The 20,483-nt window shown below is 73.1% G+C and carries 20 protein-coding genes; 10 read left to right on the forward strand and 10 right to left on the reverse strand.

The annotated features are described in order from the left end of the window. Nucleotides 1–39: 39 nt before the first annotated feature. A complete protein-coding gene (locus tag OG562_RS40385) occupies nt 40–246 on the reverse strand; it encodes a hypothetical protein (RefSeq protein WP_266406934.1) in 207 nt (68 codons plus the stop codon). A 149-nt stretch (nt 247–395) separates the two neighbouring features. On the opposite strand from OG562_RS40385, the gene OG562_RS40390 reads away from it, so the two are divergent. Continuing rightward, nucleotides 396–2,660, forward strand: coding sequence for an MMPL family transporter (locus OG562_RS40390; protein WP_266406935.1), 2,265 nt, complete (start codon nt 396–398; stop codon nt 2,658–2,660). Here OG562_RS40390 and OG562_RS40395 read toward each other — a convergent pair. Continuing rightward, entirely contained in the window at nt 2,608–3,813 is a 1,206-nt protein-coding gene (locus tag OG562_RS40395; RefSeq protein ID WP_266406937.1) for a PP2C family protein-serine/threonine phosphatase, read from the reverse strand. The genes OG562_RS40390 and OG562_RS40395 overlap by 53 nt on opposite strands. A 229-nt stretch (nt 3,814–4,042) precedes the next feature. Here OG562_RS40395 and OG562_RS40400 point away from each other — a divergent pair, with 229 nt between their 5' ends. Together OG562_RS40400 and OG562_RS40405 are read left to right on the forward strand one after the other, a co-directional pair. Beyond that, nucleotides 4,043–4,930 (forward strand): GNAT family N-acetyltransferase, encoded by an 888-nt coding sequence (locus OG562_RS40400; protein WP_266406939.1) that lies wholly within the window; start codon nt 4,043–4,045, stop codon nt 4,928–4,930. A gap of 118 nt (nt 4,931–5,048) precedes the next feature. Next, nucleotides 5,049–5,375, forward strand: coding sequence for a hypothetical protein (locus OG562_RS40405; RefSeq protein ID WP_266406941.1), 327 nt, complete (start codon nt 5,049–5,051; stop codon nt 5,373–5,375). 26 nt (nt 5,376–5,401) lie between these two features. On the opposite strand, the gene OG562_RS40410 is transcribed toward OG562_RS40405, so the two are convergent. From OG562_RS40410 to OG562_RS40420, 3 genes are all read right to left on the reverse strand, one after another. Then, the gene (locus OG562_RS40410) at nt 5,402–6,292 is read right to left on the reverse strand and encodes a Gfo/Idh/MocA family protein (protein WP_266406942.1); all 891 of its coding nucleotides are present in this window, start codon (nt 6,290–6,292) and stop codon (nt 5,402–5,404) included. 132 nt (nt 6,293–6,424) lie between these two features. Further along, complete coding sequence (locus OG562_RS40415; protein ID WP_266406944.1) at nt 6,425–7,759, reverse strand: diaminopimelate decarboxylase; 1,335 nt, start codon at nt 7,757–7,759, stop codon at nt 6,425–6,427. Nucleotides 7,760–7,995: 236 nt separating this feature from the next. Continuing rightward, entirely contained in the window at nt 7,996–9,666 is a 1,671-nt protein-coding gene (locus OG562_RS40420; RefSeq protein WP_266406946.1) for a CdaR family transcriptional regulator, read from the reverse strand. A 273-nt stretch (nt 9,667–9,939) separates the two neighbouring features. Here OG562_RS40420 and OG562_RS40425 point away from each other — a divergent pair, with 273 nt between their 5' ends. Together OG562_RS40425 and OG562_RS40430 are read left to right on the forward strand one after the other, a co-directional pair. Next, complete coding sequence (locus OG562_RS40425; RefSeq protein ID WP_266406948.1) at nt 9,940–10,800, forward strand: aldo/keto reductase; 861 nt, start codon at nt 9,940–9,942, stop codon at nt 10,798–10,800. Between the two features lie 503 nt (nt 10,801–11,303). After that, the gene (locus OG562_RS40430; RefSeq protein ID WP_266406950.1) at nt 11,304–11,573 is read left to right on the forward strand and encodes a DUF5133 domain-containing protein; all 270 of its coding nucleotides are present in this window, start codon (nt 11,304–11,306) and stop codon (nt 11,571–11,573) included. Nucleotides 11,574–11,668: 95 nt separating this feature from the next. Here the strand turns inward: OG562_RS40430 and tgmB are convergent, their stop codons facing one another. The 3 genes from tgmB to OG562_RS40445 all read right to left on the reverse strand — a co-directional run bounded on the left by tgmB (nt 11,669) and on the right by OG562_RS40445 (nt 13,374). Beyond that, nucleotides 11,669–12,655, reverse strand: a complete 987-nt coding sequence (tgmB, locus tag OG562_RS40435) for an ATP-grasp ribosomal peptide maturase (protein WP_266406953.1) — start codon at nt 12,653–12,655, stop codon at nt 11,669–11,671. A 16-nt stretch (nt 12,656–12,671) separates the two neighbouring features. Next, a complete protein-coding gene (tgmA, locus tag OG562_RS40440; RefSeq protein ID WP_266406955.1) occupies nt 12,672–12,863 on the reverse strand; it encodes a putative ATP-grasp-modified RiPP in 192 nt (63 codons plus the stop codon). 214 nt (nt 12,864–13,077) lie between these two features. Further along, nucleotides 13,078–13,374: a YkvA family protein gene (locus OG562_RS40445; RefSeq protein WP_266406956.1), complete on the reverse strand. Its 297-nt coding sequence runs from the start codon at nt 13,372–13,374 to the stop codon at nt 13,078–13,080. Nucleotides 13,375–14,356: 982 nt separating this feature from the next. On the opposite strand from OG562_RS40445, the gene OG562_RS40450 reads away from it, so the two are divergent. After that, nucleotides 14,357–14,746, forward strand: a complete 390-nt coding sequence (locus tag OG562_RS40450) for a hypothetical protein (RefSeq protein ID WP_266406958.1) — start codon at nt 14,357–14,359, stop codon at nt 14,744–14,746. A gap of 116 nt (nt 14,747–14,862) precedes the next feature. Here the strand turns inward: OG562_RS40450 and OG562_RS40455 are convergent, their stop codons facing one another. Further along, nucleotides 14,863–16,116, reverse strand: a complete 1,254-nt coding sequence (locus OG562_RS40455; RefSeq protein WP_266406959.1) for a hypothetical protein — start codon at nt 16,114–16,116, stop codon at nt 14,863–14,865. A gap of 394 nt (nt 16,117–16,510) precedes the next feature. Between OG562_RS40455 and OG562_RS40460 the strand changes: the two genes are divergently transcribed. Further along, nucleotides 16,511–18,046, forward strand: a complete 1,536-nt coding sequence (locus OG562_RS40460) for an alpha/beta hydrolase (protein ID WP_266406961.1) — start codon at nt 16,511–16,513, stop codon at nt 18,044–18,046. A gap of 22 nt (nt 18,047–18,068) precedes the next feature. On the opposite strand, the gene OG562_RS40465 is transcribed toward OG562_RS40460, so the two are convergent. Continuing rightward, a complete protein-coding gene (locus OG562_RS40465) occupies nt 18,069–18,434 on the reverse strand; it encodes a hypothetical protein (RefSeq protein WP_266406963.1) in 366 nt (121 codons plus the stop codon). A 139-nt stretch (nt 18,435–18,573) separates the two neighbouring features. Between OG562_RS40465 and OG562_RS40470 the strand changes: the two genes are divergently transcribed. The 3 genes from OG562_RS40470 (at nt 18,574) to OG562_RS40480 (ending at nt 20,402) form a co-directional block, all read left to right on the forward strand. Then, on the forward strand, nt 18,574–18,927 hold the full coding sequence (locus OG562_RS40470; protein WP_266406965.1) for a hypothetical protein: 354 nt from the start codon (nt 18,574–18,576) through the stop codon (nt 18,925–18,927). Then, entirely contained in the window at nt 18,924–19,739 is an 816-nt protein-coding gene (locus OG562_RS40475; protein WP_266406967.1) for a hypothetical protein, read from the forward strand. Before OG562_RS40470 ends, OG562_RS40475 begins: the two co-directional genes overlap by 4 nt. 273 nt (nt 19,740–20,012) lie before the next feature. Continuing rightward, nucleotides 20,013–20,402 (forward strand): roadblock/LC7 domain-containing protein, encoded by a 390-nt coding sequence (locus OG562_RS40480; RefSeq protein ID WP_266406968.1) that lies wholly within the window; start codon nt 20,013–20,015, stop codon nt 20,400–20,402. Nucleotides 20,403–20,483 lie beyond the last annotated feature (81 nt).

Here is a 20,483-nt window from a genome sequence, read left to right on the forward strand (position 1 = left end):
GTAGGGGATTCCAGCGGCTTCCAGCCGTTTCAGCGGTTTCTAGGGCAGCAGCTTCTCGATCGCGCCGGGGCCCTCCTCGGCGAGCTTGCGCCTGGCCCACTCGAGGTTGCGCGGGGTCAGGTCCCGGCCCGTGGCCAGGACCATGTCCTCCGGCGACACCTCGGTGCCGGTGCGCGTGTGGAGCAGGTTGTCCGGGGTGACGCGGTCCGGGGAGGGCCGGGCGGCGCCTGGCTGTGACGTCGGCATGATGTCTGCTCCTCGCGTCCGAAGGAATGTACTAACACCATTCATCCTGGAGCCGCACCCTGCAATCCCGATCGGGGAGATCCCGGTCGGATCCCGCATATCTCGGACCGATCCGGTCCGAGATGCCGGGAAGATCAAGCTGGTGTCCAATGGGCGCTATGGCACCCACCACCGCCGGGAAACCGCGACGCGGGGGACTGCGCAGGCTCGGCGCCTGGTGCGCCCGTCACTTCCTGATCGTCATCATCGCGTGGCTGGTGGCCCTGGTCGCCCTCCAGCTGATCGACCGCGCCGTCGGCGGTACCTACGAGGACAACTTCCAGCTTCCGGACACCCAGTCCGAGAAGGGCCTCGAGGTCCTCAAGGAGCACGACCCGCAGGCCGGCGGCTACAGCGCCCAGATCGTCCTGCACGACGACAAGCAGGCCCTGAGCGCGCTGAGCTCGCAGATGTCCACCACGGTCGGCGACCTGCAGAAGCTGCCCCATGTGCTCTCGGTGCAGAACCCCCTCTCGCAGTCCCCGACCAAGGTCGGCCCGGTGTCGAGCGACGGCAAGACCGGTTACGTCACCGTCCGCTTCGACAAACAGCCCAACACCCTCGGCGACGACTACCTGAACGGCGTCGACAAGGCCGTCCAGCCGCTGCGGTCGGCCGGCGCCGAGGTCGAGTACGGCGGCTCTCTCGGCGAACTGGCCCGGCCCGAGGCCAACGACCGGATCAGCGAGCTGATCGGTTTCGCGGTCGCCGTCGTCGTCCTGCTCATCGGCTTCGGCAGTGTCATCGCGGCCGGTCTGCCCCTGGTCACCGCACTGATCGGTGTCGTCGGCGGACTCGCCGTCCTGGGGCTGCTGGCCGCCGCGTTCACCTTCGCGACCGTCTCCCCGACCCTCGCCACCATGATCGGCCTCGGCGTGGGCATCGACTACGCCCTGTTCCTGATCACCCGGCACCGGCAGACCCTGATGAACGGCGCCGATCCCGCCGAGGCCGCCGGACACGCCACCGCCACCAGCGGCCGCGCCGTCCTGGTCTCCGGCACCACCGTGATCATCGCACTGATGGGCCTGTACGCGTCCGGCGTGTCCTTCATCGGCAAACTCGGCCTCGCCGCCGCCATCACCGTGGTCTCCGCCGTCATCGGCGCCCTCACCCTCGTCCCCGCCCTGCTCGGGCTCATCGGCCACCACATCGACCGCTGGCACGTGCGCACACCCGTCGCCGAGACCGACGCCGAACCGGGCGCCACCCCGCACGGCACCTGGCACCGCTACGCCAAGCGCGTCGAGCGCAGACCCTGGCAGTACCTCGGAGGCGGCGTCGCCGTCATCGCGATCCTCGCCATCCCCGTCTTCTCCATCCAGCTCGGTCACATCGGCGACGGAGCCGACCCGACCTCCTTCACCGACCGGCGGGCCTACGACTTGATGACCGACGCCTTCGGCCCCGGCTCCAACGGGCCCCTCACCGTCGTCATCGACCAGACGTCCGTCCCCTCCGACAAACGCGCCGACCTCCAGTCCCAGGCGCAGAAGACCCTGAACGCCGTGCCCGACGCGGACACCGTCACCCCGCTGACGACCACCCAGGACGGCGACGTGCTGCTCGCCACCGTCTACTCCACGCAGGCCCCGCAGGACGCCGTCACCACCGGCCTGACGAACAGGCTCAAGGACACGACCCTGCCCGAGGCGGTCTCCGGCTACGACGCCAAGGGCTATGTCACCGGCACCACGGCCGCCCAGGTCGACTTCCGCGACATCGTCGCCAGTCGGCTGCCCCTGATCATCTGTGTGGTCGTCGGCCTCGCCTTCCTGATCATCCTCGCCGTCTTCCGCGGCCTCCTGGTCGCCGTCAAGGCCGCCGTCCTCAACGTCCTGTCCATCACGGCCTCGTACGGCGTGGTCGTCGCCGTCTTCCAGTGGGGTTGGGGCGGTCCCGCGCTGGGCGTCAACGGCGACGTGCCCATCGAGAGCTATGTGCCGATGATGATGTTCGCGATCATCTTCGGCCTCAGCATGGACTACGAGATCTTCCTGCTCTCCCGCGTCCACGAGAACTGGCTGCGCACCGGCGACGCCAAGGACTCCGTGGCCCACGCCCTGGAGATCACCGCCCGAGTCATCACCTGCGCCGCGCTGATCATGGTGAGCGTGTTCGCGGCGTTCATCATCAGCGACAACATCGTCGTCAAGATGCTGGGCCTGGGCCTCGCCGTCAGCGTGCTGATCGACGCCACCGTGGTACGGCTGCTCATGGTGCCCGCGGTGATGACGCTGCTGGGACCGCGCGCCTGGTGGACACCGCACTGGCTGGACCGGATCCTGCCGCACATCGACGCCGAGGGCGACGCCGAGAACCTCAGCCCGACGTCGGACGCATCCGACGCACAGGAGTCAGGACGAGCATCGTGACGTCGTCGCGGACGGCGGGGGAGTGGCGTACGACGTCGGCCCAGACCCGGTCGGCGAGGTCGGCCGGATCAGACGGATCAGACGGGTCAGAGTCGGTCGGATCAGACGGGTCGGTGGGGTCGGTCGGATCAGACGGGTCGGTGGGGTCGGTCGGGTCGGCTCGGTCGGTCGGGTCTGCGTCGACGGCGAGGGCGGGCAGGCGGGCCGTGAGGGGGTAGAAGGCGCCGGTCGTGTCCCTGGCCTCCCAGACGCCGTCGGAGGCGAGGAACAGGCGGTCGCCGGCCCGCAGCGGCACCGTCCGCGTGGTGAGCGGGGTGATGTCCGGCAGCCCCAGGCCCAGCGGCGTCCAGGGGACGACGTCCACCTCGACGGCCGTGCCGTCGCGCAGCAGCACCGGCGGCGGATGGCCGCAGACGACGATGCGCACGGCGTCCGCGGTAGGCGTGAACTCCAGCAGGACGGCCGTCGCGAACAGCTCGGCGTGCGCCACCCGCGCCGAGTCCACCACCAGCCGGCGGTCGAGCCGGGCGGCCACCGCCGCCAGATCCGGCTGGTCCAGCGCCGCCTCCCGGAACGCGCCGAGCAGCGAGGCCACCGTCGCCACCGCCGCCAGCCCGTGCCCCCGCACATCGCCCAGCACCGCCCGCACCCCGTGGACGCTCTCCCGCACGTCGAAGAAGTCGCCGCCGACCAGCGTCCCGCGCTCCGCCGCCCGGTACAGACCCGCGCAGCGCACCGGCCCCACCCGATCCGGCACCGGCGGCACCAGGGCGCGCTGCGCCGCCTCGGCGATCGTGCGCTCGGTGTCCAGCTGCACGTCCCGCCGACGGCTCACGAACGCCACGAACACGCTCAGCACGGCCACGAACACCACCGTCAGCACATCGGTCTGCCCCGGCTGGTCGAGCCGGAACGCCGGCACATTGAGCATCACGACCACGACCGCGCCGAGAAGGGCGGTCGCCAGCGGGCCGTACGACAGCACGGCGAGCGGCGGGATGGCGCCCAGCAGGAAGCCGATGTCCAACGGGTCGGGGCTGGCCAGCGTGGCCGCGCAGACGCCCGCGATCAGCGCCAGCGGCAGCGCCCGCACCCAGCGCGGCGGCGGCGCGCCCCGCAGCCAGCCCCGCGGTTCCCCGTGCACTGGTCCCACATCTCCCACGCTCCACCCCGGCGTCGTCCGCCGCACGCCGAAAAACCGGTCGACGCACCGCCCGGCCCCTCCCTACGGTGGGTCCCGCACGCCCGGACACCCACGGAAGGAGGCGAGCGCCATGCGATCCGCCCTCACCCCGCGCTCCCACTCCGTGACCCCGGCGTGCCTTCGCTGACGCAGTCAGCTGCCCGGGAGCGCACCAGTCGTACGCAACCCGGAGGAATCCGTGACCGATCCGGTCATCCGCGCTCTCGACGAGAGCGACGTCCATCTCTTCGACGCCCTGCCCGACCCGCTGCGCGCCGCCGAGGCGTTCGCCGGCGCCGTCTACCGCCCGCAGTGGAAGCGCGTCGCCCTGCGCGACGGCCGGGTCGTCGCCCGGGCCGCCTGGTGGGGCGGGCCCGACGACACCGAGCCCCTGTGCGTCGAGTGGTTCGACTTCGCCGACGGCGAGGCGGACGCCGGCGCCGAACTGCTGCGCACCGCGCCCTGGCAGGTCGGCCTGGACCTGGTCCTGCCCGCCGGCTGGCGCGAGGAACCCGCCGTGCGGGCCGCCGCCGAGGCCCGCTGCGCCGCAGCCCGCGCAGCCGGCCAACGCGAGCTGGTGGAACGGTTCGTGTACCGCTGGACCCCGGAGTGCGGGCTGCCCGAACGCCCAGGCCGTCTGCGGTTCGGTCCCGAACCCGACGACGCGGTGTTCTTCGACGCCCTGCGCCGCATCCACTCCGACACCCTCGACGCCCACGCCCGCAGGGCGATCAAGGAGGGCGGCCTCGACCGGGCGGCCCAGTCGGAGCTGGACTTCTTCCGCTGGTGCCCCTCCCCGCGCGCGTGGTGGCAGCTCGCGTGGACCCCGGACGGCGAGTTGGCCGGCGTCCACATTCCGGCCCACAACCCCTCAGGACCCTGCGTCGGGTTCATCGGCGTCCTGCCGGAGCACCGGGGCCACGGCTACGCCTACGACCTCCTCGCCGAATGCACCCATCACCTCGTCGAGCGGGGCGCCGAGTTCATCGCCGCCGCCACCGACCAGGGCAACTTCCCCATGGCCGCGCACTTCACGAAGGCCGGCTACCCCGTCGTACGGGAGCGGGTGAATTTCGAGGTCGGCTGAGTCTCCGGGCCGGGTGAACGTCGAGGTCAGGTGAGTGCGACGTCGGCTGACGGACCGGTGTCAGACCCGGCTGGCATGCTGATCCGTGAGGCGACCGGCTGCGGGTGACGGAGGCGTGATGGGGTTCGACGGCGAGGTCTGGTGTGTGCGGGACATCGAGGGACGGGAGCGGGTCGGGGAGATCGTCATCGACGACGCCGACTTCCCCTGGCTGTCGGGCCGCTTCGACGCCGGACCGGCGTACGGCGCCGTCGAGCCCCTCTTCGTCCGCGAACTCGCCCTCGTGCGGGAGGAGGACTGGGAGGAGTGGGAGACGGTCCACGCCGAGATCCGCCGCCGGGTGTCCATGACCTCGCCCGACGGCCCGGTCGCCGAGTTCCTGCTGCACATAGAGGGGGACCGGGCCTGGTTCCGGTGGAGCGACGAGCCGTTCGAGGACGACTGAGCGGCCCGGCCGCCCCCCCCGGAAGGTCAGTCGGCGTCGGCCGGCAGCAGGGCCTCGGCGTCGGCGAGGATCTCCGTGACGCGCAGGCCGAACGCGGCGTCGCAGGGGTGCGGACGTCCGCTGCGGGCCGTCGCGATCAGCGCGTCCGCGGCCCGGCCGAGCGCCGTCGCGGCGTCCTCGGAGCTCTCCGGGAGCCGGAACGTTCCGGCCTCCCCCCGGATCTCCAGGTCCGCGCCCGACGCCGCGGACGGGGCCGTCAGACTGAGCGTCAGCGTGCTGGACGCGCCGCCGGCATGGTCCAGGACCAGATGGACGGTGCCCCCGCGGCCGCGCGCCGCCGCCGACACCCGGCGCACGTCCCCGAGGATCGGCAGCAGTACCGACAGCGCGTGCGGACCCACGTCCCACAGGGCGCCCTTCTCCGCACGCCAGGGCGTGGCGAACGGACTGTCGCCCGAGTCGGCGAACACCGACCCCAGCCACTGCGCGTGCGCCGTGAACCACCCTCCGGCGTCGGCCTGTCTGTCGATCCAGGCCCCGGTGTCGGACAGGAAACGGGTGGTGAAGAAGACGACCGAGGCGACCCGCGCCTCCGCCACGGCCTGCACGACGGCCCGGGCCCCCGCCGGCTTCGTGGCGACGGGCTTGTCGAGCAGCAGGTGACAGCCGGCCCGCGCCGCCCGTACCGCGAGGTCCGCCTGCACGTCCGGCGGCAGCGCCACGGCCACCGCGTCCACGTCCGCGAGGAGGGCGTCGACGTCGTCGTAGGCCTGGGCGCCGTGAGCCTCCGCCAGTTCCTTCGCGGCCTGCGGGCGTCGGCCCCACACGCCGACGAGGTCGAGGCCGTCGTGTGCGCTCAGGACGGGGGCGTACACCATGTGCGCCCAGGGACCGGTGCCGAGCAGACCTATGCGCATGACGTGGATTCTCCCCAGTGTCGAGACGACGCGGCGATCGGCGGCCCGGGGGAAGCCGACCGTGAGTGAGCCTCGCACACGGACGCCGCCCGGGGCGAGGCGCCCGGCCATCAGGTGAGACGCCGTGCGCGGTCAGCGCAGGGAAGGCGTCGCGCGACCCGTCAGCAGGGCGTCCGCGTGGGCCAGTCCGCTCTCCGCGGAGATCTCCCGCACCGTCTGCGCGGACCGGATGGTGGTGAACGCGACCCGACCGTCCCGCACCAGACAGCCGTACACCGCGGGCCGGGGCAGGCTGTTGTACGACCAGTGCGCCGAGAAGTAGTAGCCGCCCGTGTCGTGCAGCACGACCAGATCGCCCTCGGCGAGCTCCGGCAGCGGGCGTTCGTGCGCCACCACGTCCCCGGCGAAGCAGAGGGGCCCGGCGACGTCCTGCGGGAGCAGGGGCGTGTCCTTGGGGGCGCCGTCCGGGCCGTAGGCGGTCACCCGCAGCGGCCAGGCGTCCGGCATGAACACCGTGCGGGTGGCGACCTGGCCGCCGGCGTGGGTGAGCGCCACCCGGCGGCCGCCCGCGTCCTTGACGTACTCCACGCGCGCGGCGGTGAAGCCGTTCTTGGCGATCAGGGAGCGGCCGAACTCGGTGACCACCTGGTAGCGGCCGTCCAGCAGCGCCGGCTCCACGGCCGTGAGCGCGGCCACGTACTCGGCGTAGGTGGGGGTGACCATGTCGTCGGCGAAGTTCACCGGCAGCCCGCCGCCCAGGTCGAGGCTGGTGATCTGACGGTGGCCGACGTGCGCGTCGATCTCCTCGGCGAGCCGGTGGACCGCCGTGAGCCCCTCGGCGATCAGCGGCAGCGGGCAGCCCTGCGAGCCCACGTGCGCGTGCAGCCGGGTCAGCCAGGGCCGCCGTGCGAACGCCTCGACGACCCGGGCGCGCATCCCGGGGTCGCGCAGGGCCACGCCGAACTTGGAGTGCGCGGTGGCCGTGCTCATCGCGCCGATGGACCCGCCGCCGACCTGCGGATTGACCCGCAGTCCGATGACGGACGCGCAGTCCGCCGGGCGCAGGGCGTCGATCCGGTCGAGCTCGGCGAGGTTGTCGGCGTTCAGGGCGACGCCCAGGGCGAGAGCCTCGCGGATCTCCTGCCGGGTCTTGGCGGGCGAGTCCAGCACGATGCGGGCCGGCGCGAACCCCGCGTCCAGCGCCAGCCGCAGCTCGCCGGGGCTCGCCACCTCGCAGCCCATCCCGGCGTCGGCCAGCAGCCGCAGCACGGGCACCAGCGGACAGGCCTTGGCCGCGAAGGCGTGCAGCACGTCCGGCACCTGCGCGAACGCCTCGTGCAGGGCGGCGACCGTGCCGCGCACGCCCTGCACGTCGACGAAGCCGGCCACCGGATGCTCCTCCCCGAGGAGCCCTTCGGCGACGGCCTGCCGGACTGCGAGCGCGAGGTTCTCGGTGGGGAGCGACACGGCCTGTTCTCCTTCGCTGGGGCGTCAGGTGCGGCGGTGGTGCGGCGGTAGTGCGGGCGGTACTGCGGCGGTACCTCTCCAGAGTCGCCCGGGCGGGGGCCGCGCGTCTTTGGAGGCCTGCACAAAGACAACCGGAACCTTCGTGTCCACGTACGAGGGTCCCCACGCAAGGGCCCACGCACGAGGGTCCACGCACGAGCTCCACGCGCGAGGTCCGCAAGGGTCCACGCGCGAGGTCAGGGCGCCGTCGGCCGCACAGCCAGCCGCACCGCGAGGGTCAGCAGCAGCCGGGCGTCGGGATCGGCCAGGTCCACGCCGTAGCGCTGCCCGACCCGGCCCAGCCGGTAGCGGAGCGTGTTGGGGTGCACGACGAGCCGACGGGCGGCCTCCGGGACGTCGCCCCCGGCGTCCAGATACGCCGCCAGGGTCCGTACGAGCTCCCCGCCCGCGGCGAGGTCCGCCCGGATCAGATCGTGGACGGGCCCGCCGCCGGACTCCCAGACGGGACGCGCCGCGTCCAGGATCCGCAGCACCTCCAGCGAGGCGCCCACCCCGGCCGCGTCGGCGTGCCGCGCGGGCCGCGGGCGCCCGGCGGCCAGCGCCCGGGCCTCCCGCTCCCGCAGCGCCCGCACGACCAGCACCGCCCGCTCGTGCGACTCGGCGGCCCGCTCCGGCGGCAGCACCGGCCCCACGCCCAGCCACACCGCGGCCCCGTCCGGCAGCGACGAGACGACCGCGTCGAGCTCGCGCACGAGCGCCAGTACGGCCCTCTCGTGGTCCGCCGCCGACGCCTCCCCGGTGACCAGCAGCACGAGGCGGTCGCCGTCCCGCAGGACGCCGGTCCCCGGGCGGTGCGCCGACAGCTCCAGAACGAGGACGTCCAGCGACCGGTCGTCGGCCCGGCCGGCGGAGCGCCGCTGCGCGACCACCACCGCGCAGGGCGCGTCCGGCGACAGCCCCAGCGACCAGGCATGGGTGCGCCGGTCCCCGAGCCCGTGCAGCAGCCCGCGCAGCGCGGCCTCCCGGCGCTGCGCCGTGCCGCTCTCCCGCAGCCGCTCGCGCACCAGCAGCGGAGCCGCCAGACCGGCCGCCGTACGCAGATACCGGGCCGCGTCCGGGGCCAGCGCGGCGCCGTCCGCCGCGGCCCAGATCGAGCCGAGGACCTCCCGCCCGCTGCGCACGGCGACGACCAGCCGCTCGGGACTGTCGCCGTCGGCGGGCCGGTGGATGACGTCCGTCGAGGTCCACAGGGCGCGCAGCAGGCCGCTGGCGCGCAGCTCGGCGACCCGCCAGTCGGGCACCCGGCCGCCGAGGATGACCGTCCGGCGCAGCGGGTCGGCGGCCGGGCCGGTCGCGGAGTGGGCCAACACGCGCAACCGCGTGTCCTCGACGGTGATCGACCCCTTCACGTACGCCGCGACCCGTGCCGCCAGCACGGCGAGCGACGGGGCCGCCTCCGGGCCGCGCAGGACGTCGGCGTCGTCGTGGTCGCCGACTCCCGCTCGGACGTAGGACAGAGCCGACCTCAGCAGCGCGGCGGCCTCCGCCCAGTCGGCGCCCTCGGCACGGGCGAGCAGGGCGATGCCGGTCTCCTGGGCCGCCGCCACCGGATCGGCGTCGTCGCCGGGATCGCCGGGAGCACAGGGATGGCCCGGTTCACCCGGGTCGCCCAGGACGACGGCGCAGGCGCCCCGCCGGGCGGCCTCGCGCACGGTCTCGGCGTTCGCGACCGCGCCCACGGCCAGCAGCAGGATGCCGTCGCCTTCCTGAACAGCACTCAGATCGTCCAGGCCGACGGCGATCCGCCGTACGACGGTGTCGGGCGCGGCGGGCGCGCACAGCAGGCGCACCGCGTTGCCGTCCTCGAAGGCCAGCAGGGACCGCAGGGTCGGGGGCTCCGGGTTCACCCGGCCGAGAATAGGCCGAGAACAATTCGCCGCGCCCGCACCTCGCGCCCGCGCCCGCACCTTGCGCCCGCACCCCGCACCCGTGCCCGCACCCCCGCCGGGGCGCAGCGGTCGGATTCCCGGATTCAGTGGTCGTGCTGCTGAATGCGTTCGGTTTCTTCCATTGGACCTGCGGCCGACGGCCGGGTCACGCTGGAACGCGTCCGGTGCGCCGCAACCACCCCCAGGGGCACCGGAGTTCCCTCGTACCCCGTCGAGAGAGGTCACGCGCCCATGGACACCCGCCGCATCGGAGACGTGGACGTCAGCGCGATCGGTCTGGGCGCCATGCCCATGTCGATCGAGGGGCGGCCGGACGAGGCGCGCTCCCTCGCCACCCTGCACGCCGCGCTCGACGCCGGCGTGACGCTGATCGACACCGCGGACGCCTACCACCTCGGCGCCGACGAGGTCGGTCACAACGAGACCCTGATCGCCAAGGCCCTCGCCACCCACGACCGGGGCCGGGACGTCCTGGTCGCCACCAAGGGCGGCCATCTGCGCCCCGGCGACGGCAGCTGGACCGTGGACGGCAGCCCCGGCCACCTCAAGGCGGCCTGCGAGGCGTCGTTGCGCCGGCTCGGCGTCGAGGCGATCGACCTGTACCAGTTCCACCGACCCGACCCCCGCATCCCGTACGCGGAGTCCGTCGGCGCGGTGCGGGAGCTGCTGGACGAGGGCAAGATCCGCGCCGCCGGCGTCTCCAACGCGAACCCCGAGCAGATCAGGCAGGCGAACGAGATCCTCGGCGGCCGACTGGTCTCCGTGCAGAACCAGTTCTCCCCGGCCTTCCGCTCCAGCGAGCCCGAACTGCGGCTGTGCGACGAGCTCGGCATCGCGTTCCTGCCGTGGAGCCCGCTCGGCGGCATCTCCCGCGCCCGTGAACTGGGCTCCTCCTACGCACCCTTCGCCCATGTCGCCGAGGCCCACGCGGTCAGCCCGCAGCGGGTGTGCCTGGCCTGGATGCTCGCCAAGTCGCCGGTGGTGGTGCCGATCCCGGGCGCGAGCCGCCCGGAGACCATCCTCGACTCCCTCGCCGCCACGGACCTCGTCCTGACCGCCGCGGAACTCGCGGAGCTCGACGCCGCCGTCTGACACGACCACCGGCTCCGCCACCAGCACCGGTCCGACACGACCACGGTCCGACACGACCACCGGGAGGACCGCCGTCCATGGCGGCGTCGTACGAACGACCCCTCGACCACCGTTCCCGGGGCGAGCACTGCACGCACGACGAACTGCTGCACCGGGGCGGCGCGTACACGGAACTGCACGGCGGGCAGGTCGCGTGAGGCGCTGGTGGACCGGACCGGACTGGAACGGACTGGAACGGACCGGACCGGACCGGATCGGACTGGATCGAGTCGGGCTGGGTCGGACCGGGGCGTGTCGGAGCGGGTCGAGTCGGAGCGGGTCGCGTCGCGTCGGATCGGACTGGATCAGCTTGGATCGGGTCTGGTCGGGTCGGGTCCGGTTGGGCCGACCGGGTTGGGCCGGTCCGGCTGGATTGTGACCCCAGCGGGTGACATGAGCGCTCCGTACGCATGATTCGCCCAGGTCCGGGCACACGCTGCGCAAAAACCGAGAGAGGGGCGCTCGTGATCGTTCCGGACCCGAAGGTCGCCAGGACGTTGCTGACCCGGTACGCGACGCTGAGGATCGCTCAGGCGGAGAGGGAGACGCCCTACGCGGCGCGTGAGCTGGCGGACGTGATGTACACGCTGTGCATCCTCATGGGCACGGCCGACGTCCGGGAGGCGGTCGCCGCGGCGGACGTGCTGCTGGAGCAGGCCGGCGCGGCGCAGATCCCGGCCCAGGCGGCGGCGCAGGCCGGGGCGACCGAGCAGGGGATGTCCCTGGTGGTCTGACCCGGCGTTCCGACGGCGTCCCGGCGCGGCTGGGCTCATCCCGAGCTCCAGCCGCGCCGGCGCGCGTCACGAGGCCGCGCCGCCACGGCCGTACGTCATGAGGCCGCTGAGCCGCAGCTCTCGGCGGCCCGGGGAGTGCGCTGAGGGGGCGGGCCGGCCAGCCACTCCGCGATGGTGCGGGCGATCGGCTGCCCGGTGTCCACCTCCACGAAGCCGAACTGGCCGGACTGGTTGCACTCCAGGAACCACCAGGTCCCGTCGGAGTCCTCCGCGAAGTCGAAGGCCCCGTAGGACAGTTCCGCCTCGCGCAGATACTTCCGGACGGCGTCGGCCAGCCGCGGTGGGGCGTCGGCGGGCCGCCACGGCGTGTCGGAGGGCGCGAAGCGCACGTCCACCACGTCGGGGTCGCCGCCCGGGACGGTGTCCTTGCGGGCGGCCAGGATCCGGTCGCCCACCGCGGTCAGCCGTATGTCGGCCCGCTTGGCGACCCGGCGCTGCAACAGGGTCGGCCCGTAGGCGACCGCGGCGAAGTCGGCGCCCGGCGGGACCCGGGTGGTGGGCACCGCGCGCGGCGGGTCCTGCGGATGGGCCCCGGACACCGGCTTGACCACCAGATCCGGGTAGCGCTCCGCGAAGTCCCGCGCGGCCTGCGGGAACGTCGTGATGAGGGTCGCCGGAACGGGCAGCCCGCTGCGCTGCGCGAGCCGCAGCTGCCAGGGCTTGTGCCGGGCGCGCCGGGCCGCGTCGGGATGGTTCATCCAGCGCGCCCCGGTGCCCCGGAGCATCCCGTACAGCGCCTGCGAGGCCTCCTCCGTGAGCCACGCGGACGGTTCGGGCGCCCGGGCCGCCGCGGTCCCCGGCCGGCGGACCCAGACGGATCGCAGCCCTTCGAGGCTCACCAGCCGCCCCGCGGAGGACAGATGTCCCCGGAAGGCGCCGTGGACGAACTCCCCGGAGAGCGCCACGGTGCTGGTGAGATCGGCGGGGTCCAGCCGTACGACCGGGACGCCCGCGGCGTTCAGGTGCACGACCACCATGTCCGCCGTGACGTCCTCTTCACAGGTGAGTATGAGCACGGTCATCGTCGTCGGCCCGTGCTCAGTCGTCGAAGTGGGTCTTGGAACCCGCCGTCGACGTCGTCGTCCCCAGCTCTCTCAGCAGGGCGTGGTCGCGGGCGGCGATCCGGCCGTCGAGGAGTACGTTCAACTGCAGTCCGGGGTCGTAGGCATACGGAGTGGTGAACTCCAACTCCGCCGCGGGGCGTGCGTAGTTGAGCGTGAACGGTGTCATCGTCTCTCCCTCGTCGATACTGCCTCGATCAAGCGGTGCCGCTGTGCGACGTCACTCGGGCCCGCTGCATTGGTGCCACCTTCAGTCACTTATACGAATCGAACGGGTGGTTGGTTTCCTTACTCTCCGTGATCATCGGCGGGTCGGGGCCGGAGCAGGGCGCGGAGCAGCGGAGATGGAGGTCGAGCGGGGGTGAAAACGTCTTGCCGGACGGTCAGTTGAGGGTCCCGGAACGGTCGGATCCGAGGCTTTCGGGAGTCTGACGCAGGGAGCGCAGGGCCAGCAGGAGGACCCCGATGTCGTCCAGATAGACGGGGTCGGGCAGCAGGTCGGTCGGGAGCACGAAGTACAGGACCGCGCCCCAGAACACCCAGCGCGGCCCGGTGGGAAGTCCCGCTCGTCTGAGGCCCTTTCGGGCGCGGACCAGCCGTACGAGAACGGCGGCGGCCACGGCGAACAGCGCCACGGCGAGTGTCACGGCGACGACGATGAGCGTGGTGGTCGCTTCCACGGGCCCTCCCTGTACGGTCCGTCGCGAGGTGTCGGCCTTCTTGCGCGGCTCTCACCCTGCATTCGATTTTCCCGTTTTCGGCTCCCGAATTCCCCTTTACCGCCGGTTTACCGCGCCGGACGGACGGAACTTCAGTACCGAAGGGGCGTGAGGCCCGCGGTCGCGCGCCGGTCGGACGGCCTCACGCGGGTGCCCCGGACGGCCTCACGCGGGTGCCTCGGACGGCCTCGGCCGACCTCACACGGGTGCCCCGTTCGAGTGGCGAAGTGTGGCATATGTCCGTAGTAATGGTCAGCGTCACGTCGCGTGTCGCATCTCGGGGGGCGCAGGGCGACCGCAGCCATCGGAGAGAGACAAGCGTGATCACCCGCTCCACCCGGCCCGTACCGGACCGTTCCGTCCCCCACCTCACCGGCGCGGCGAACGCCACCGCCGTCTTCCCCGGCACGGCGCCGACCGCGCCCGCACCGGAACCGGACGCGGCCCAGGCGGACGACGCCGGCCCCGCGTACCCCGATCCCATCGACGGCCTGCTCCGCGTCGCCGCGGCGCATCTGCCGCTGGAGGACGTGGTCCGACTCGTCACCCTGCTCGAACAGTCCACGGAGTGCACGGACGCGGCGGCCGACGTGCTGCGCGCGGCCGGCGCCGAACGGCCCCTGGAGGACGTGTCCCGGCTGGTGGCCGTGCTGTCCCGGCCGCCGCACCACGCGGAGCACGCCGACCGCATGATCCGCGCCGCGGCGGAACGCCGTCCCGTGGAGGAGGTCACCCGGCTCATGGCCCTGCTGTACCGGGCGCCGCTGGAGCAGCACTGCGGCGACGAGGCCGTCCGCACGGCGGCCACCCGCCGGCCGGTCGAGGAGGTCGCGGAGCTCATCGGACGCCTCGCACGACAGCGGGGGGGGCGGCAGGGGCCGCGCCGCCGCCCACGCTGCTGTCCGCATCGTCGTCCCCGCCGCCGCGGCGCTCCGACGCGCTCGTGCCGTGGACGGCCTGGGCCGCCGTCCTGGCCCTGGCCCTGTGCGGCGCCGCGCACCTGCCGGTCCATCGGGACGGCGTACCCCTCGACGTCCTCGCGGCCGCGTTCGTCCTGTCCGGCCTGTGCCTCCTGTCGGCCCTGGCCCTGGTGCTGGTCCGCAGGCCCGCGCTGCCGCTGCTCGGGGCGGCCGTGCCGGCTGCGGCGCTGTTCGCGGCAGCCCAGCTGCTCGCGGGCCGCGTCGAGGCGGCCTGGCTGCCCCGCTTCACGGCGGCGACACTCGTCCCACCGTGGATCGCCGCCCCGACGGCGGCGGTGGCCGTGCTGACGGCCCTGCTCGCCCTGCTCGTCCGTCTGTACGCAGGCAGTGCGGAGGCCGTACGGCGACCGTAGGCGCGCGGCCGGCGGTTCTCCCCGCAACGACGCAGGGCTGACGTCACGCTGACGTCGAACTGACGTCGGTTCGGTGACCGGATCCGAGCCGGCGGGCCTGCCTCAGGCCCGTCGGCTCACCGGCCGGTCGTCTCCGGTCCGTCGCCGGTGGTGACGTCCCGCTCCGGCGAGTGGTCCGCCGTGGAAGGGGACGTGGAAGGGGACGCGGACGTAGGAGCGGATGTGGACGCGGCTGCGGAGGCTGCCGTAGCCGTCGGGGCCGGGCGCAGCCCCTTGGCCGTGTCCCGGAGGCGCTCCAGCGTCCGGCCCAGCTGCTGGAACGGCGAGCCCCCCGGCCTGGTCTGCGGCTGACGGGGCTGCCCGGCCTCCCCGGCTTCCGCGGCCGCCTCCCGGAACGCCTCCAGCGCCTCGTGGGCGTGTTCGGCGGCCTCCCGGTACAGGTCCCGGGACTGGGTCATCGCCTCCAGCGCCTCCTTGTACCTCGCGACGAGTCGGCGCTCTTGGTCGAGTTCCTCCTCCAGGGTCAGCAGCAGCCACTGCTCCCGCAGGACGGTCAGCGCGGCGTCGGCGCCCTCCGGCGGCGGCTTGGGCAGGGCGACGAACCGCTTGACGGCGTCCAGCAGTTCGGTGGGGTGCGTGCCGTCCAGGAACACGCTGCGCACCGAGAAGTCGGCGGCGTCGTAGGCGTCCGGGGCGGGGATGCCGGGCAGCACCAGTGCGCCGCCGCGCGGCACTTCCACCCCGGACTCCCGCAGCGCCCAGTTCAGGGTGCGCAGTTGGTGCGGGGCCGCTCGGTGCTCGATCACCCGGTGGTGCAGTCCGGGCGGCAGCAGCGGGACCAGGGTGCGCCGGCCCCGCTCGTCGGGCGTCATGGCCTCGTGGACGACGATGTGCACCGTCCAGGTGTCCCGCAGGGCGTCCCGGAGCGTGCGCCGCAGTTCCTTCTCGTCCGTCGGCAACGGGTTGACGTCGAGGAAGCGCAGCCCGGTGACGGTCTCGTGCCCCCACGGGGCGTCGGCCCCCGCCTCCCAGGGCCAGAACAGGGCGGCGGGCGACGGCCACCGCAGGTCCCAGGGCTGCTCGGCCTCCGCGACCAGCGTCCATTCCTGGCCTCGGCCGGACCACTCCGCGAGCGTGAGCCGGGCGCGCACCGTCACCTCCTCCGGCACCTGCCACCGGGCCTCGAAGGCCGTTTCTCCTGCGGCGGTCTCGGATTCGGGCAGCTCCAGGAAGTCCTGGAGGGCTCCGCTCTCCTTGAGGGCCTGGAGATTCTTGCGCAGGACGTCCGGCGCGGCGGGGCCGGTGTGGCGGCCTCGGGTCTGCCACACCGTGGCGGGAGTCGAGGGCGGGGCGGTCGAGGAGATGTGCATGAGTCCATTCGTGAGGGCGATGGCGACGTCGGCGTGGGAGAACCAGTATCGCCCGCCGCGGGCGATGGGCGATCAAGCGGGGGTGCCCGGTCCAGGAGCGCCTGCCCAGCCGCGGCGCGGGCTACGCATCCCACCGGGCACCGATCCGTACGGGGCGCGCGCGGCCCGCACGGGGTGCGCTCCGTTCACCACGGTCGCCCACCCCGCACTCATGGGCGGGCCGCGCTCCCGGGCCCGAGAATCGATCGGACAGGGCTCGCCCACCATCCGCGTCGGGGCGAGCCCTGCCCGTTCGTCCGGGACGACCCCGAAGAGAGAACGGGGGTAAACCCCCATGGGAATGGGGTTGTTCCCCGGATGGGCGGGGCGGGCGTGATCGGCGAGGCTCGTCCACATGAAGCAGATGAGGAAGCAGAGCAAGAGGCACAGCAAGAAGCAGTTCACGAGGACCGCCGCCCTGGCGACCGCGTCCGCCTCCGTCGTCGTCCTGGGTCTGGTCGCGCCGGTCGCCGCGTCCGCCGCCTCCACCGCGTCCGCCGGGCCTCTCGAGTGGAGCGAGTGCGAGGGAAGCGGGCTCGATCCCCGACAGGAGTGCGCGACCGTTCTCGTACCGATGGACTACGCCGACCCCGGCGGCCCGAAGATCGGCATCGCCGTCTCCCGCATCCCGGGCGAGAAGCCCGGGGCCCGCCGCGGGGCGCTGCTCCTGATCCCCGGCGGGCCCGGCGGCTCCAGTCTCGCCGACCCGTCGCAGAAGGGGCAGCGGTTACCCCAGGGCGTGCGGGACGCCTACGACCTCATCGGGTTCGCCCCGCGCGGCAACGCCCCCTCCGCCCCCGTCGACTGCGGCCTCGACCACGCCGACCTGGCCCTGTCCAGGCTGCGCCCCTGGCCCGCCGCCGACGGATCCGTCGCCGAGAACATGGCCACGGCGCGGCGGACGGCGGACGCCTGCGCGCGCAACGGCGGGGAACTGCTGCGGCACATCAGCACGGCCGACAACGCCCGCGACATCGACCGCGTCCGGGCCGCGCTCGGCGAGCGCAGGATCTCCGCGTGGGGCGTCTCGTACGGCACGTACGTCGGCGCCGTCTACAGCGAGCTGTTCCCGCACCGCACCGACCGGATCGTCCTGGACAGCAATCTGGACCCCACCGGCGACTTCGGCCGCACCCAGGTCTCCCGGGCCTGGCTCGCCGGGTTCGAGCAGGGCGTGGAGGACGTGTTCGCCGAGTTCGCGAAGTGGGCCTCCGAGCCCGGCAACCCCGACCGGGTCGCGGACACCCCGGCCGAGGTGCGGTCGGTCTTCCTCGGCCTGGCCGCGCGGCTCGACCGCACACCGCTGCCCTGGCCCGGCGCCAACCCCGAGGTGCTGAACGGCACCACGCTGCGCCAGACCATGCTCGACTCCTTCTACGACCCCGACGACTTCCCGACACTGGCCCGGGTGATCCGGGCCGGGCTGCAGGGCGCCGTGCCGCCGGCCCCGCAGACGCCCCCCGAGTCGGTGCTGCAGAACGCGGTCGCGGTCGGCGCGGCGACCATCTGCAACGACAGCGCGTGGCCCACCTCGGCCGCCGTGTACGAGAAGGGCGTCGCCGAGAGCCGGGTGAAGTATCCGCTGACATCGGGCATGCCGAGGAACGCGATGGTCTGCGCCGCGTGGCCCCGCCCGCGGCAGCAGCCGGTGCGGATCACCGGCCGGGGGCCGTCGAACATCCTGCTCGTGCAGAACGAGCGTGACGTGGCGACCCCCCTCGCCGGCGCGCGCAAGCTCCGCGCGGCCCTCGGCGACCGCGCCGTCATGGTGACGGTGAACGCCACCGGCCACGACTCCTATTCAGGCAACGGCAACGCGTGCGGCGACGAGACGGTCTCGCTCTTTCTGTCGAAGGGTGAACGCCCGAGCCGGGACGTCTACTGCGAGTGACGTACGGCCGTCGCCTTCGACGTCACATCTCCAGGCCGACCTCGATGCGCTTGAGCGAGTGGCGGGCCAGGGCGAGGTTGCTTCGGGAGCGGTCCAGGGCGAGGTAGAGGAAGAGGCTGCCGCTGGTGCTGCTGAGGGGGCGGATGAGGTGGTACTGCGCGCCGAGGGTGATGAGGATGTCCTCGACGGTGTCCTGCATGCCGAGCAGTTCGAGGGTCCGCGCCTTGGAGCGGACGACCTCTGTGTTCCCCGCGGCGGCCACTTCCAGATCCAGTCCCTGGCCGCCCCCGAGGGTGCCCAGCGACATGCCGCTCTCGTAGTCGACGAGAGCGACGCCCAGTGCGCCGTCGATCGTCATTGCTTCCTTGAGCGCGGTCTCGATGTTCATCGTCAGCCCTTCGGTCTGTGCGGTGGTGCTGTATGACGGCGTGTCAGAAAATGAGAACTGGATGCCCTGTCCCGACTCTTTCGAAATAAACTACGGTGCTTTTAGTCGCCATGTGAAGCTTCAGTGAAAGGGCGTCCCGTTGTCATCAGTCGAAGCCTCCCTACGGCGTCTGCTCGAAGTACCGGGCGTCACGGGTGTCTCGCTCATCGACGCGGTCACGGGACTGACTTACGGCGAGGCGGGCGCGGGCGGGCTGGATCCGGTCGAGTGCAGCCGGATCGTCGGGCTCGTCGGCGACGGGCTCTGCACCGCCGGTGCGCAAGGGGAGTTGGAGAGCGTCGTGATCACGGGAACCACGCGCCAACTCGTCGTGGCGTCCATCGCCCGGAGCGGCGATCCGCTTCTGCTGGCCGCCGTGCTGGAACGGAGCCAGACCAACCTCGCCCTCGTACTGCATCACGTGGGCCTCTACGCCGAGGGGGTCGCGGCATGAAGGTCCCTGCCGGCAACCCGCGCAATCTTCCTGCCCTCCTCGCCGCCCTCCACGAAGACAAGCGCACGGTCGCGGTGCTCGTGCCCGGAACACCCGGGGGCGCCATCCATGTGCGCGAGGGGATGATCGTCGCCGTGGACACGCCCGGCGCTCCGAGCCCGCAGTCGACGCTCGTCAAGTCCGGCCGGGTCGAGGACGGGGCGTGGGCGGCGGCCTGGGCGGCGAGCGGGCCGCAGGAGTACTCCCTGCGCGACGAACTGCAGGCCCGCGGCCTGCTGACACCGCAGGAATTCGAGATCGCCTGCACAGCCGCCGTGTTCGACGGCGCCTTCGCCCTCGCGCTCGGCCCAGGCAGCGACTGGGAGGTACGCGACCCGGTCCCGACGGTCGTCGTGGGCCGGGCCTTCGCGCCGCACGTCGTCGCCGCCGAGACCACCCGCCGCCTCGCGGCCCTCACCCATCTGTGGGGTTCGCCTGCGGAGTTCGCCCGCACCCGCATCCGGCCGACCGACGCTCCCCGCCCCGCACTGTCCCCGCGGTACACCGCTGTGCTGGACGCGGCGAACGGCCGCCGTACCCCTCGTGACCTCGCCTTCGCCCTCGGGCGCGGGACGTACGCGGTGATGCTCGACCTGGCCCGTCTCCGCACGCTCGGTCTCGTCCACCACGACATGGAAGCGGCGGCCGGTCGGCCGAGCACCGCACCCCGCCTGCCGGGCCCCCGGTCCGGCGGCATCACCCCGGCCTCGGGCGCTCCGCTACCGCAGCGCACTCCCGGAACACACCACCCACATCGATCGGATACGGTGTGAACCCTCGTAGGCGCAGGAAGTTCAAACAGAGAAACCTCGCGCTCTCCAGGTCGCTGCGACTCGGTCGAAGTCACGCAGGACCGTCGTCCCCGCTGCCGCCCCTGCCCGCTCGCCGACCCGGCGCGGCGACCGGCCCGCGGTCCCTCCTCCCGAGCATCGAGGAGCACCAACCCGAGACATCCGTCCTCCAACGCGTCCGCGCAGGCCTTGAGTCACTGTCCTGAACCGTCACGCGCGCGACGCGGACGGCAACGCCCACAAGCCAGGAAACCGATGTCCGAGATTCAGCAGCCCGAACCACTCGTCGAGGTCCTCACGGCACTGCGCGAAGGCGTGATGGGCGTGAACGAGACGGTGATCTCCACCGTCGACGGCCTCCTCGTCGCCGCCGACGTCGACGCCGTGCACCCGGAGTCCATCGCGGCGTTGTCCGCCGCCACTCACAGCCTGGCGCTGCGCATGGCCCATGAGGCCGGGGGCACGGGACTGCGCGAAGTGGCCACACGCAGCGCGGATCGGCACGTGGTCGTCCAGGCGATCAACGCACGCGCCCTCCTGACCGTGCTCGGCGACGACGGCCTCGACCTGGCCCGTCTCCAACGTGACATCCACACCACCATCGAGCAGCTCGCCAAGATCCTGGAGTCCGACAGCCCGTCATGAACCACCCGCTGCACACTGCGGGTCCCGAGACGGTCGCGCGCGCGGACCCATGGGCGGGCCGCCGTCTCGTGGCCGAGCTTC

Origin of the sequence: Streptomyces sp. NBC_01275, assembly GCF_026340655.1 — a bacterium.
Classification (GTDB): Bacteria; Actinomycetota; Actinomycetes; order Streptomycetales; family Streptomycetaceae; genus Streptomyces.